Source organism: Caulobacter sp. UNC279MFTsu5.1, from assembly GCF_900114015.1.
Taxonomy (GTDB): Bacteria; Pseudomonadota; Alphaproteobacteria; order Caulobacterales; family Caulobacteraceae; genus Caulobacter.
Window position 1 is genome coordinate 16,488 of record NZ_FORN01000041.1, and the last position, 12,771, is coordinate 29,258.

Here is a 12,771-nt window from a genome sequence, read left to right on the forward strand (position 1 = left end):
CCCGCCTAACGGCGGGTGGCGCGCAGCGCGAAGATCCGGGATGACAGCCGTTTTTGGCCATATGCAATAGCCCTCGAACCCTACGGCCCCGAGATCATGCGACACACCCTCGTCCAGGCCCTGCGCGGCCGCCAGCCGATCCGCCCCCAGGACATCCTGCGCTCGGGCCTGGGGGCTCTGGTCGGCATTCCCGCCACCGGCCTGCTGGCCCACCTGATCGCCAGCGGCCAGCCGTCGGCGGTTCCCCTGCTGATCCCGCCGATCGGCGCCTCGGCGGTGCTGGCCTTCGCGGTGCCGGCCAGCCCCCTGGCCCAGCCGCGCGCCGTCATCGGCGGCAACATGATCTCGGCCCTGGCCGGTGTCACCTGCGCCCTGGCCTTCCATCCGCATCCGGCCCTGGCCGCCGCCGCCGCCGTGGCCAGCGCGATCGTCGCCATGGGCCTGCTGGGCTGCCTGCACCCGCCCGGCGGGGCCGTCGCCCTGGGCGCGGCCCTGGTCGCCGGCCCGGTCGGCCCCGCCGCGTACGGCTACGTCTTCGTGCCGGTGGGGCTGTGCTCGGTCCTGCTGGTGCTGTGCGCCATGGCCTATGCGCGCGGCGTCGGGCGATCCTATCCGCACCGCGTCCCGCCGCCCGCCAACGCCCACGACACCAAGGACGCCCCACCCCTGCGGCGCGTGGGCTTCACCCAGGCCGACATCGACAACGCCCTGGCCCACTATGGCGACCTGCTGGACGTCGATCGCCAAGACCTGGACGCCCTGTTCCGCGAGGTCGAGCTGCAGGCCCACCGGCGGATCCACGCCCACATCCTGTGCAGCGACATCATGTCCCGCGACGTGCTGAGCGTGGACCTGCACCAGACCGCCGAAAGCGCCCTGGCCTACATGCGCGCCCACGACCTGCGCAGCGCCCCGGTGGTCGACGCCGACCGCAAGGTGGTCGGCATGGTGCGCCGCGCCGAACTGCAGACCGGCCGGGAGGGCCCGGTCGAGGCCGTGCTGGACCCGTTCGTGCACAAGGTGCGGCCGGGCACGGCGATCGAGGCCCTGCTGCCGATCCTGTCCAGCGGAACGGCGCACGAGGCCATGGTGGTCGACGAGAACCGCGTCCTGCTGGGGATCATCACCCAGACCGACCTCTTGGGCGTGCTCTACCGGGCCCATATCGTCGAGGCGGTGGCGCTGCAGCGGGCCGAGGCGTCCAGCGCGATCGACCCGGCGATCTAGGGACCGCGCGGCCCCAGGTCCGGGTCTGCGCCCTTCCCCTCGCCGTCGAGGAAGGCCAACGCCGTGTCGACGAGACCTGGCGCATCGGACATCTCGTAGTGGGTGACGCCCGGCAGGATCGCCAGCCGGTGGCGGGCCATGCCGGCCCCGTCCCAGCCCGCGTCGCGCAGGCCCCCGCCGAGCAGCTGGTAGAAGCGGACGATGTGTTCGGGCTCGAACATGTCGCTGTCGCCATAGACCAGCAGCGTGGTCGGCTTCAGAGCCTTGGCGTCCTCCGACCAGTCGTAGGGTCGGCGGATGGCCTCGCCCATGCGCGCGACGAATTCGGGAAAGTCCTCCACCCGCGGCGCCACGGCCTTGTAGGCCGCGTACATCGGGGTCTGCATGAAACTGGCCGCGCTGTCGCGGGTGACGGCCTTCTGCTGCTCGCGAATGTCCGCGTAGAAACCGGTATTGGCATAGGGCGCGGAGGCCAGGACCAGCCGGTTCACCACGTCGGGATGCTGGACCGCCAGGCGGAAGGCGACCATGCCGCCGAATGAGAAGCCCAGGACGTCCACCCGCTCGAAGCCGAGGGCGCGCACCACGGCGGCCATGTCGTCGCCCATGGCGACGGCGTCGATCGGCCGGTTGGTGAGCGCGGTGCGACCGTGGCCGTAGAGGTCGACGGCGATCACCCGCCGCCCCGTCGTCAGCCTTCCCAGAACGGGGCCGAACATCTCGATCGTGCCGAACCCGCCATGCAGCAGGAGCAGCGGCGCGCCCGTTCCCGGGTCTTGGGGGCCGTGGATCTCATAGCCGTAGCGGACGCCACCCGCCTCGACATGGCCCTGCTGGATCTGGTTCATCATCGGTCCTCCGCCGTTCGCCTTGCCAGGACGGCCGGGCGGGACGCGATCCGACAACCGCCTGCGAAAATTTGGACGGGTTCGTTCCAGGGCCGTCGCCGGACATGCCCTTGGCGGCCGCGGCCGAGGCTGCCTCGGCGCATCAAGCCGGTTGCGCTCGCGCGGCCGTCGGGTGATGGAATCGCGCCGCGCGGGAGGATCTCGACCATGATCACGGTTTTCGGCGAAGGGCGGGGATTCCGCGTCGTCTGGCTGCTGGAGGAGATGGGGCTTCCCTACCGGCTGAGGCCGGTGGACATGCTGGCCGGCGTCGAGAACGACCCGGACTATCTGGCGGTCAACCCGGCCGGGTTCATCCCGGCGATCCAGGACGGCGACGCGACGATGGTCGAGTCGATCGCGATCATGGAATACCTGCTGGCCCGCTATGGACCGGCGCCGCTTGCGCCGGACCCTCGCGATCCCGCCTTCCCCGCCTACCAGCAGTTCCTGCACCTCGGCGAGGCCGGCCTGGCCACGCCCATGTACTTCGTCGTCGTCAGCCGCCACTTCGCGCCCGAGGCCGAGCGGCGAAACTGGGGCGCCGGCAAGGCGCTGGAAGTCTTCGAGAGCCGGCTGGGCCTGGTGACCCGGCAGTTGGCGCGCTCGCCCTACCTCGCGGGCGAGGCGTTCACGGCGGCCGACATTTCGGTGACCTACGCCCTGGAGTTCGCCCAGCGGACCGGCTGCTTCACCCTCGGCGAGGCCGAGAAGGCCTATGTCGCCCGCACCACCGGACGCGACGCCTACAGACGCGCCATGGACACCTGCCAGGCCACCAAGGCCTGGGCCGCAGAGGCCGCCGCTCGATGACCAAGCACCGAATCTACACCACCAGCTTCGCCAGCGTTTATCCGCTCTACGTCGCCAAGGCGGAGAGAAAGGGGCGCACCAAGGCCGAGGTCGACGCGATCATCCTCTGGCTGACGGGCTTCAGCCAGGAGGCGTTCGACGCCCAGCTCGCGGCGAAGACGGACTTCGAGACCTTCTTCGCCCAGGCTCCTGGCCTCAACCCCGCACGGACCGGCATCAAGGGCATGATCTGCGGCGTGCGCGTCGAAGAGATCGCCGAGCCGTTGATGCGCGAGATCCGCTACCTGGACAAGCTCGTCGACGAACTGGCCAAGGGCAAGGCGATGGACAAGATCCTGCGCCGCGCGGAGGCCTGAGCGTCGCCGGCCCCTACATCCCGGCCAGCGTCTCGCGCACCTTGGCCGCCAGCTGCCGCGGCTCGAACGGCTTCATCCCGTAGCCGGCCGCGCCCAGCTGCATGGCCTGGACGATGCGGTCCAGGCGGCCGTCGCCGGTCAGCATCAGGACGGGCAGCGCCGCGCCGTTCGGGGAGTCCTTGATCGCCCTGAGGCCGTCCAGGCCGCTCTGCCCGGGCATGCGCACGTCCAGCAGCGCCAGGACCGGCGTCTCGCGCGCCAGGGCCGCTAGGACCCCCTCCACCGACCCGAAGGCGCGCACGGCGAAGCCCTCGCGCTCCAGCGCGATCTGGATCAGCTCCAGCGTGGCGGCGTCGTCGTCGGCGACAAAGATCAGGGGCGGCGCGAACGGCATGGAAAAGCCTTAACGTCCAAGCTTGGCCAGCGGAAGACCGCCGCCCGACTTTCGTCAGCGCGTGCCGAACGTCCGGTCGCCGGCGTCGCCCAGGCCCGGCACGATATAGCCATGGTCGTTCAGCTCGGCGTCCACCGCCGCCGTCCAAATCGGCACGTCGGGATGGGCGGCGCGCAGGGTCTCCACGCCCTGGACCGAGGCCACCAGGCAGACGAAGCGCAGGTCGGTCACGCCCGAGCGCTTGAGCAGGTTCAGGGCCGCCACCGCCGTGTGGCCGGTGGCCAGCATCGGGTCGACCACGATGACCAGCCGGTCGGCGATGTCCTCGGGGGTCTTGTAGTAGTACTCCACAGCCTCCAGCGACTCCGGGTCGCGGAACAGGCCGATGTGCGCCACCCGGGCCGAGGGCACCAGGTCCAGCATGCCCTCGGCCATGCCCAGGCCGGCCCGCAGGATGGGGGCGAAGACCAGCTTCTTGCCGGCGATCTCCTCGGCCGTGGTCGGCGCCACCGGGGTCTGGATCTCGACCGTGTGGGTCGGCAGGGCGCGGGTGACCTCGTAGCACAGCAGGGTCGCCGTCTCGCGCATCAGGGCGCGGAAGGTCTTGGTCGAGGTCTCCCGGTCGCGCATCCGGGTCAGCTTGTGCCGGACCAGAGGGTGGTCGACGATGGTGACGCCTTGCATGGCCAGATCTTCCTCTCACGGGAGGCCGCACACCCGCGCCCGTCCCGCCGCACCAAGTGCCGCGTCGAGCCCTTCGCGCCAAGCGGAAATCGTCAGCCCTTCGCGCCGTAGGCGGCGAGGAACACCTTGACGGCCGGCAGCACCTCGCGGTCGATTTCCTCCGGCGTCGGCTCGGCCATGGCGTTGCACAGCCGCGCCTTCAGCATGCGGTTCTGGCAAAGACCGATGAACTGCTGCGCGGCGTGGACCGGGTCGTCGATCTCCAGCTGCCCGCTGTCGACCGCCTTCTGCAGGGTCGCGCCCAGCAGTTTCGCCCCGCTCCTGGGGCCCGCCTCGAAAAACGCCTGGCCGATCTCGGGCGTGCGCTGGGCCTCGGCCACGATCACCCGGAAATTGGCCATGCTGAAATCGCTCAGCACGATGGACAGGTAGATCCGCCCCGTCTTGATCAGCGCCTCGCGGATGTCGCCCAGTTCGCCCTCGATCTCGAACATGGCGTCGCGCTGCCAGGCGCAGTGGCGCACCACATAGGCGGCGAACAGCTGCTCCTTGTTCTTGAAGTAGTTGTAGAGCGTGCCCTTGGACCCGCCGAGCCGGGCGGCGATCGTCGACATGGACGCGTTGGCGTAGCCCTCCTCCAGGAACACGTCGCTGGCGACGTCGAGGATGGCTTCGCGGCGGGCGTCTCGGTCGAGACGCGGTTTCACGTCCTGCATCATTTCTTTTCCTTCGGGACCCCCCTTGATCCCGTCAAGCTCGCAGTTATATCAGCGCCTCCATATGACCGTACAGTACGGTCAATTCAAGGTCAGTCGCCGATGACGCCCAACGCCCTGGACAAGCCCCCCGCCTCCAAGTCGCCGGGATCGCGCGCGATCGGGACCACGGTTTCGATCCTGCTGGCCGCCCTGCTGACCAGCGCCTGCGCGACCATGCCGGCCGCGACGCCGGCCCGGGTCGCCAAGGCCCCCGAGGCCTACGCCACGGCCCAAACCCTGGCCGCTTCCGACATCGCCGCCTGGCCGGCCGACGCCTGGTGGAAGGCCTATGGCGACGCCCAGCTGGACGCCCTGGTCGACGAGGCCCTGGCCGGCTCGCCCACCCTGGCCCAGGCCGAGGCCCGCCTGCGCCGCGCCCAGGCCCTGGCCAACCAGGCCAAGGCCGCCCAACTGCCCAGCGTCGGCGCCAACGGCGGCGTCGAACGATCCAAGCAGAGCTACAACAACGGCATCCCCGCCGACTTCGTGCCCCAGGGCTACAACGACTACGGCCGGCTGAGCCTGGACTTCAGCTGGGAACTGGACTTCTGGGGCAAGAATCGCGCCGCCGTCGCCGCCGCGACTTCCGAGGCCAAGGCCGCCCAGGCCGACGCCGCCCAGGCCCGGCTGATGCTGGCCACGTCGGTCGCCGCCGGCTACGCGGATCTGGCCCGCCTCTACGCCGAGCGCGACGTGGCCGAACGGTCGGTGGCCCTGCGGCAGGAGACCCTGACCCTGGTCAGCGACCGGGTGACCAACGGCCTCGACACCCGCGGCGAGCTGCGCCAGGCCGAGGCCGGTCCGCCCAACGCCCGCGCCGAGCTGGCCGCCATCGACGAGCAGATCGCCCAGGCCCGCAACGGCCTGGCCGCCCTGCTGGGCGCGGGTCCCGACCGCGGCCTGGCCATCGCCCGCCCCTCGGCCGCCGCCCTCAAGCCGTTCGGCCTGCCCGCCAACCTCGCCGCCGACCTGATCGGCCGCCGCCCCGACGTGGTCGCCGCCAAGTGGCGGGCCGAGGCCGCCAGCAAGAGGATCGGCCAGGCCAAGGCCGCCTTCTATCCGAACGTCAACCTGGCCGCCGCCATCGGCGTGCAGTCGCTGCACCTGGACAAGCTGTTCGACAGCGGCTCGGACGTCGGCAGCGTCGGCCCCGCCGTCAGCCTGCCGATCTTCGAGGGCGGGCGGCTGAAGGCCAATCTGCGCGCCGCCGAGGCCGATCGCGACGGCGCCGTGGCCGCCTACGACTCGGCCGTCACCCAGGCCCTGCGCGACGTCGCCGACGTGGCCGCCAGCGAGCGGGCCCTGAGCACCCGGCTGACCGAAAGCCGCGCCGCCCTGGCCGCCAGCGAGGACGGCTTCCGCATCGCCAAGCTGCGCTACCAGGGCGGCCTGTCGACCTACCAGAACGTGCTGATCGCCGAACAGGCGGTGCTGTCCCAGCGGCGGATCGTCGCCGACCTGGAAAGCCGCGCCCTGACCCTGGACGTCGCCCTGGTGCGCGCCCTGGGCGGCGGCTTCACCCCCGCCTGACCCCAGCCCGCTCCCCCTTTCTTCGCCCTTTCGCTTTTCGCGCCTTCAGGACCTCTCCCATGGCCGACACCACCGCCTCCCCCGCCCAATTCGCCGCCAAGCCCAAGGCCAGTCGCCGCCAACTGCTGACCGGCCTGGCCGGCGTGGTCGTGGTCGGCGTCGCCGCTTGGGGCCTCTACCAGGTCCTCGTGGGCTCGCATCACGTCGAGACCGACAACGCCTATGTCGGGGCCGAGGTCGCCCAGGTGACGCCGTTGGTCAGCGGACCGGTCGCCAAGGTGCTGGTCTCCGAGACCCAGACCGTGACCGCCGGCCAGCCGCTGGTGGTGCTCGACGACGCCGACGCCAAGATCGCCGTGCTCGCCGCCCAGGCCGCTCTCGGCCAGGCCCAGCGCAAGGTGCAGGGCTATTTCGCCAGCGACGACGCCCTGGCCGGCCAGGTGGCGGCCCGCGACGCCGACATCGCCCGCGCCGCCGCCGCCGTGACCGGCGCCCAGGCCAGCCTCGAACAGGCCCGGGTCGAGCTCTCGCGCCGCAAGGCCTTGGCGGACTCCGGCGCGGTCTCCGGCGAGGAGCTGACCACCGCCCAGAGCCAGTTCACCAACGCCCAGTCGGCCCTCGTCGAGGCCCGTGCGGCCCTCGCCCAGGCCAAGGCCACCCGCGCCGCCGCCGAGGGCAGCCGCGAGGTCAACACCGCCCTGATCTCGGGCCTGCCGGCCAGCAAGAACCCGGAGATCGCCGCCGCCGAGGCCCGCCTGGCCAGCGCCCAGCTGGCCCTGGACCGCACGGTGCTGCGCGCGCCCCTGGCCGGCGTCGTGTCCAAGAAGAACGTCCAGGTCGGCCAACAGGTGCAGGTCGGCGCGCCGCTGATGGCCGTCGTCCCGACCACCGACGCCTTCGTCGACGCCAACTTCAAGGAAGTGCAGCTGGACAAGGTCCGCATCGGCCAGCCGGTGGTCCTGACCTCCGACCTCTACGGCGGCGGCGTGAAGTTCCACGGCCGGGTGAAGGGCCTGTCGGGCGGCACCGGCTCGGCCTTCTCGCTGATCCCGGCCCAGAACGCCTCGGGCAACTGGATCAAGGTGGTCCAGCGCCTGCCCGTCCGCATCGCCCTGGATCCGGCCGAGCTGAAGGACCATCCGCTACGCGTAGGCCTGTCGATGAAGGCCGCCATCGACATCTCCAAGTAAGCGTTTTCGTCTGATCCCAAGGAGCGCCGCATGGCCGCCCAGGACTCCCCCGCCGCCGATGGCGCCGCTCCAGCCGGGCCAGCGCCGCTGACCGGCACGATGCTGGCGGTCACCTCGATCGCCCTGGCGCTGGGCACCTTCATGCAGGTGCTCGACAGCACCATCGCCAACGTCTCGATCCCGACCATCGCCGGCAATCTGGGCGTCAGCACCAGCCAGGGCACCTGGGTGATCACCTCGTTCGCCGTGGCCAACGGCGTCTCGGTGCCGCTGACCGGCTGGCTGATGGGCCGCTACGGCGTGGTCAAGACCTTCATCGTCTCGGTGCTGTTGTTCACCCTGGCCTCGTTCCTGTGCGGGATTTCCTGGAACCTGCCGTCGCTGATCGGCTTCCGCATCCTGCAGGGCCTGGTCTCGGGTCCGATGATCCCGGGTTCGCAGGCCCTGCTGATCATGATCTTCCCGCCCAATAAGCGGGGCACGGCCCTAGCCATTTGGTCGATGACCACCCTGGTGGCGCCGATCTGCGGGCCGATCCTGGGCGGCTACATCTCCGACAACCTGGCCTGGCCCTGGATCTTCCTGATCAACGTGCCGGTCGGCCTGATCTGCGCCTTCCTGTGTTGGCGCGGCATGAGCAACCGCGAGACCCCGACGCGCAAGGTCCCGATCGACACCACCGGCTTCATGCTGCTGCTGGTCTGGGTGGGAGCCCTGCAGGTGATGCTCGACACCGGCAAGGACGTCGACTGGTTCAATTCGCCGGCCATTGTCGTCGAAACCCTGGTGGCTATCGTCGGCTTCATCGCCTGGCTGATCTGGGAGCTGAACGAAAAGCACCCGATCGTCGACCTGTCGCTGTTCAAGTCGCGAAACTTCGCCCTGGGCACCGTGGCCCTGTGCCTGGGCTATGCGGTGTTCTTCGGCAGCAACCTGCTGCAGCCGCTGTGGCTGCAGACCCGGATGGGCTACATCGCCACCTGGGCTGGGCTGGTGGCGGCGCCGAGCGGCGTGGTCGCCGTGATCCTGACCCCGTTCGCCGCCCGCCTGATGCAGAAGGTCGACGCCCGCTGGACCGCCACCCTGTCGATGGCCGCCTTCGCGCTGTCGTTCTACATGCGCTCGGGCTTCACCCCGGACGTCGACTTCAAGGCCCTGGTCTGGCCGATGCTGGTGCAGGGCGTGGCGATGAGCACCTTCTTCATCTCGATGGTGACCATTTCGCTGAACGGCGTGCCGCCTCACCAACTGCCGTCGGCCTCGGGCCTGTCGAACTTCTCGCGGATCACCGCCGGCAGCTTCGCCGCCTCCCTGACCACCACGATCTGGGACCGCAGCGAGGCCCTGCACCAGACCCGGCTGGCCGAGACCATGGCCTCCAACGACCCAGCCTGGCTGCAGGCGGTGGAGCGCATGCAGGCGGCGGGTCTGAGCCACGCCCAGGCGGTCGGCGCGGCCACCGGCCAGGTCGTCAACCAGGCCTATTTGCTGGCCACCGTTGACTTCTTCCGCGCCTCGGCCTGGCTGACGGTGCTGCTGATCCCCTGCATCTGGCTGACCAACAAGGCGATGAGCGGCGGCGGCGCGCCTCCGGCGGCGGACTAGCCGGCGGAGCCCTACCTTTCCGGCACGACGGCGCTTAGGATGGCGCCGTCGAAAGGGTTGAGACGAAGATGACGACGACGGCGGCCGCCAATCCCCTGCGCCTCTACCAGCGGGTGGCCGCGGACATCGGCCAGGCCATCGCCGACGGCCGCCACCAGCCGGGCCAGCGCCTGGCTTCCGAGCGCGACTTGGCCGAGGCGTTCGGCGTCAGCCGCCCGACCATCCGCCGGGCCGTCATCGCCCTGGAGATGCGCGGCCTGCTGGAAGCCCGCCAGGGCTCGGGCGTCTATGTCCGCGCCGGAGGCCAAGCCGCCCCACCGCCGCGCGACCTGGACATCGGGGCCTTCGACCAGGCCGAGGCCCGCCGCCTGTTCGAGGGCGAGGCCGCCGCCCTGGCCGCCACCCTGATCACCGACGAGGAGCTGGCCTATCTCGAGACCCTGGTCGCCGAGATGAACAGCGAGAAGTCGACCAAGGAACAGTCCGAACTGGCCGACCGCCAGTTCCACATCACCATCGCCCAGGCCACCCGCAACAGCGCCATCGTCCGCGTGGTCGAGAACACCTGGGACCTGCGCTACAAGTCGCGCCTGTGCATGCAGATGCTGGAAAAAGCCCGGCACGTGCGCAAGCGGCCGCTGAACGACGAGCACCAGGACATCATCGAGTCCCTGCGCACCCGCGACCCCAAGGCCGCCCGCGCCGCCATGCAGACCCATCTGGGCGGGCTGATCGAGAACCTGCTACTGACCGCCGAGCTGGAGGCCATGGAGCAGACCCGCGAACGCCTGGCCATCAAGCGCGAAGAAATCGCGCTGCGGGCGGCCAGCGCGGCGAAGTAACGCGCGTCCCTACCGAAACCGCGTCCATCATTGTCCTCCCGGAAAGCGCGTCGCGCTTGTCCGGGATCCAGGTGAACCGCACCGCGTCAGCCTAGTCCCCTGGTTCCCGGACAGCCTCTGCGAGGCTTCCGGGATGACAACCTGTTCTGGCCTTAGCCTGCCGGCCGATCCGCCGCGGGGGCCGCCGGCGCGGCGGGCGCGGCAGGGACCGCGATGACCGGAGCGGCGGGCGGGGCGTCGGAAGCCGGCGCCGCGGCGTCGGCCGGCGACGGGACCTCGCCGTTGGGCGGAACCGCGCCCTCCACCGGCGTTCCGTCGGGGTTCAGCAACAGCGTCGGGTCCTCGGCCGCCGAAACGGCGTCGTCGCCTTCGGGTTCGGCCGCCCTGGGGGCGTCACGGTTCACGGCGTAGGTGGCCACGCTCTTCCAGATCTTGGCGGGCAACCCGCCGCCGACCACGCCGTTCATGGGGCTGTTGTCGTCGTTGCCCACCCAGACCCCGATCACTAGGTCGCCGACATAGCCGACGAACAGGGCGTCGCGGGAATCCTGGCTGGTGCCGGTCTTGCCGAACGCGCCGGGGATCGCCGCCTCGATCCCGGTGCCGCGCTGAGTGGCCGAGCGCAGCAGGTCGCGCATGCTGGCCAGTTCAGCCTTGGTCAGTGGGTGGACGTTGGCGGGCTTCTTCCAGTCGGCCAGGCCGTGCGGGATGATCGGCGCCTCGCCGGCGTCAATGGCCGCATAGGCCGCCGTCAGCCGCACCAGGCTCATCGGACCCGTGCCCAGGGCCAGGGTCAGGTCGTCCGGAATCGGGTCGGTGATCCCCAGGTCGCGCGCCGTCTTGACGATCGGGTCGCGCCCGATGTCGTGGGCCAGGCGCACGGCCGCCACGTTGGACGAAGCGGCGAAGGCGGTGATCAGCGGCACCTCGCGGCCGGCGTACTTGCCCTCGTGGTTCTTGGGCGTCCAGCCGCTGACCTGGACCGGCGCGTCGAGGATCGGGCTGGTCGGGGTCATGCCCTGGCGGATAGCCGCCAGATACACGAACAGCTTGAAGGCCGAGCCCGGCGGGCGCTGGGCGTCGGCGCGGTTGAACTGGCTGACCTTGTAGTCGCGGCCGCCGACCATGGCGACGATCCGGCCGTCGGTGCGCATGGCCACGATCGCGCCCTGGGTGACGTTCAGCGCCTTGCCGTCGCGGGCGATGGCCTGGTCGAGGATCTTCTCGGCCTGGGCCTGCAGGCGGGGGTCCAGCGTCGTGCGCACCACCGTCTCGCCATAGGTGTTCTCGAACACCGCCTTGGCCTGGGGGAACACCCAGTCGGCGAAGTAGGAGCCCGTGGGCAGCTTCGAGCGCCCCGCCTGGACATGGACCTCCTGGACCGCGCGGGTCGCCTGGGCCTGGGTGATCACCCCGGTGTCGACCATCGCGCCCAGCACGGTCTTCATCCGCGTCTTGGCGCCGTCGAAGTTCTCGGTGGGCGCCCAGCGGGACGGGGCCTTGACCAGGCCCGCCAGCATCGCCGCCTCGCCGACCGTCAGCTGCTCGGGAGCCTTGTCGAAATAGTGCCGCGAGGCCGCGCCCAGGCCGAACGTGCCGTCGCCGAAATAGACCGACGACAGGTAGCGCGACAGGATCTCGTCCTTGGACAGGCGGGCGTCCAGATAAAGAGCGATCAGCACCTCCTGGATCTTGCGCCGGAAGGTGCGTTTGTTGGACAGGAAGGCGTTCTTGGCCAGCTGCTGGGTGATGGTCGAGCCGCCCTCGGACACCCCGCCCGCCTTGGCGTTGGCGCCCACGGCCCGCAGGATCGCCTTCGGATCCACGCCGACATGCTTGTAGAACCGCCGGTCCTCGATGGCGATGAAGGCCCCGGGGACGTAGGCGGGCAGCTTGGCGACGTCGACCGGCGCTTCCTTGTAGGACCCGCGACGGGCGATCGGCGAGCCGTCGGCGGCCACGATCACCAGGGTCGGGTTGGCCAGGGGCTCCAGCGCCCGGCCCAGCGGCAGGGACCACAGCAGCGAGGCGATGATCGCGATCACCACCGCCACGGTCGCAACCGCGCCGATCTGCCAGGGCCGGCGCTTCCAGATCGGCCGCTTGGTCGGCGGCGGCGCGGACGGCGGTTCGGCGGTTTCCGCGGCGGGCGGGTCGGCGGCCTCGGCCGGTTCGGCGGCGGGTGAAGCCGCTTCCGGACGTTCTGGCGCGATCGGATCGGGGATCTCTGCGTCGGCCGCGATCCGCCCAGCCGGTTGACCGGTGGCGAGGGAGGCCCTGGTCCTGCGGGCCTTTCGCTTGGGCGTCACCGCCTCGATCGCTTCGGCGGCCTCGTCCTCGACCTTGGTCGGCGGATCGATGGGTTCGCGGTCGTCGGCGGCGTCGGACATTCGGGTCGCACTCGTTCGGGCGAAAGTTCGTCAGGAAGAGCGCGGCACATAGCACAGGCGATCCGTCCAGCGGATGCCCCCGCGTCCCATGGCGC

Annotated in this window: 12 protein-coding genes; 7 read left to right on the top strand and 5 right to left on the bottom strand. The window is 70.7% G+C overall.

Annotated elements, in window-relative coordinates; all coding sequences use genetic code 11:
• Positions 1–96 precede the first annotated feature (96 nt).
• Positions 97–1,227: an HPP family protein gene (locus BM066_RS19560; protein WP_089930017.1), complete on the top strand. Its 1,131-nt coding sequence runs from the start codon at positions 97–99 to the stop codon at positions 1,225–1,227.
• On the opposite strand, the gene BM066_RS19565 is transcribed toward BM066_RS19560, so the two are convergent.
• Positions 1,224–2,078 (bottom strand): alpha/beta fold hydrolase, encoded by an 855-nt coding sequence (locus BM066_RS19565; protein ID WP_089930018.1) that lies wholly within the window; start codon positions 2,076–2,078, stop codon positions 1,224–1,226. The genes BM066_RS19560 and BM066_RS19565 overlap by 4 nt on opposite strands.
• 204 nt (positions 2,079–2,282) lie before the next feature.
• On the opposite strand from BM066_RS19565, the gene BM066_RS19570 reads away from it, so the two are divergent.
• Positions 2,283–2,927, top strand: coding sequence for a glutathione S-transferase family protein (locus tag BM066_RS19570; RefSeq protein ID WP_089930019.1), 645 nt, complete (start codon positions 2,283–2,285; stop codon positions 2,925–2,927).
• Positions 2,924–3,283 carry a DUF2200 domain-containing protein gene (locus BM066_RS19575; RefSeq protein WP_089930020.1) on the top strand — a complete coding sequence of 120 codons (360 nt, stop codon included), beginning with the start codon at positions 2,924–2,926 and terminating at the stop codon, positions 3,281–3,283. Before BM066_RS19570 ends, BM066_RS19575 begins: the two co-directional genes overlap by 4 nt.
• A 13-nt stretch (positions 3,284–3,296) precedes the next feature.
• On the opposite strand, the gene BM066_RS19580 is transcribed toward BM066_RS19575, so the two are convergent.
• The 3 genes from BM066_RS19580 to BM066_RS19590 all read right to left on the bottom strand — a co-directional run bounded on the left by BM066_RS19580 (position 3,297) and on the right by BM066_RS19590 (position 5,077).
• Entirely contained in the window at positions 3,297–3,677 is a 381-nt protein-coding gene (locus BM066_RS19580; RefSeq protein WP_089930021.1) for a response regulator transcription factor, read from the bottom strand.
• Positions 3,678–3,731: 54 nt separating this feature from the next.
• A complete protein-coding gene (upp, locus tag BM066_RS19585; RefSeq protein WP_089930022.1) occupies positions 3,732–4,361 on the bottom strand; it encodes a uracil phosphoribosyltransferase in 630 nt (209 codons plus the stop codon).
• A 92-nt stretch (positions 4,362–4,453) separates the two neighbouring features.
• The gene (locus BM066_RS19590; RefSeq protein WP_255367657.1) at positions 4,454–5,077 is read right to left on the bottom strand and encodes a TetR/AcrR family transcriptional regulator; all 624 of its coding nucleotides are present in this window, start codon (positions 5,075–5,077) and stop codon (positions 4,454–4,456) included.
• 102 nt (positions 5,078–5,179) lie between these two features.
• Between BM066_RS19590 and BM066_RS19595 the strand changes: the two genes are divergently transcribed.
• The 4 genes from BM066_RS19595 (at position 5,180) to BM066_RS19610 (ending at position 10,286) form a co-directional block, all read left to right on the top strand.
• Positions 5,180–6,649, top strand: a complete 1,470-nt coding sequence (locus tag BM066_RS19595) for an efflux transporter outer membrane subunit (protein ID WP_177218506.1) — start codon at positions 5,180–5,182, stop codon at positions 6,647–6,649.
• Between the two features lie 59 nt (positions 6,650–6,708).
• On the top strand, positions 6,709–7,839 hold the full coding sequence (locus BM066_RS19600) for an HlyD/EmrA/EmrK family protein (RefSeq protein ID WP_089930024.1): 1,131 nt from the start codon (positions 6,709–6,711) through the stop codon (positions 7,837–7,839).
• 30 nt (positions 7,840–7,869) lie between these two features.
• Positions 7,870–9,444: a DHA2 family efflux MFS transporter permease subunit gene (locus BM066_RS19605; protein WP_089930025.1), complete on the top strand. Its 1,575-nt coding sequence runs from the start codon at positions 7,870–7,872 to the stop codon at positions 9,442–9,444.
• Positions 9,445–9,512: 68 nt separating this feature from the next.
• Positions 9,513–10,286: a FadR/GntR family transcriptional regulator gene (locus tag BM066_RS19610; RefSeq protein ID WP_089930026.1), complete on the top strand. Its 774-nt coding sequence runs from the start codon at positions 9,513–9,515 to the stop codon at positions 10,284–10,286.
• Positions 10,287–10,438: 152 nt separating this feature from the next.
• On the opposite strand, the gene BM066_RS19615 is transcribed toward BM066_RS19610, so the two are convergent.
• Positions 10,439–12,676, bottom strand: coding sequence for a transglycosylase domain-containing protein (locus BM066_RS19615; RefSeq protein WP_089930027.1), 2,238 nt, complete (start codon positions 12,674–12,676; stop codon positions 10,439–10,441).
• Between the last annotated feature and the right edge of the window lie 95 nt (positions 12,677–12,771).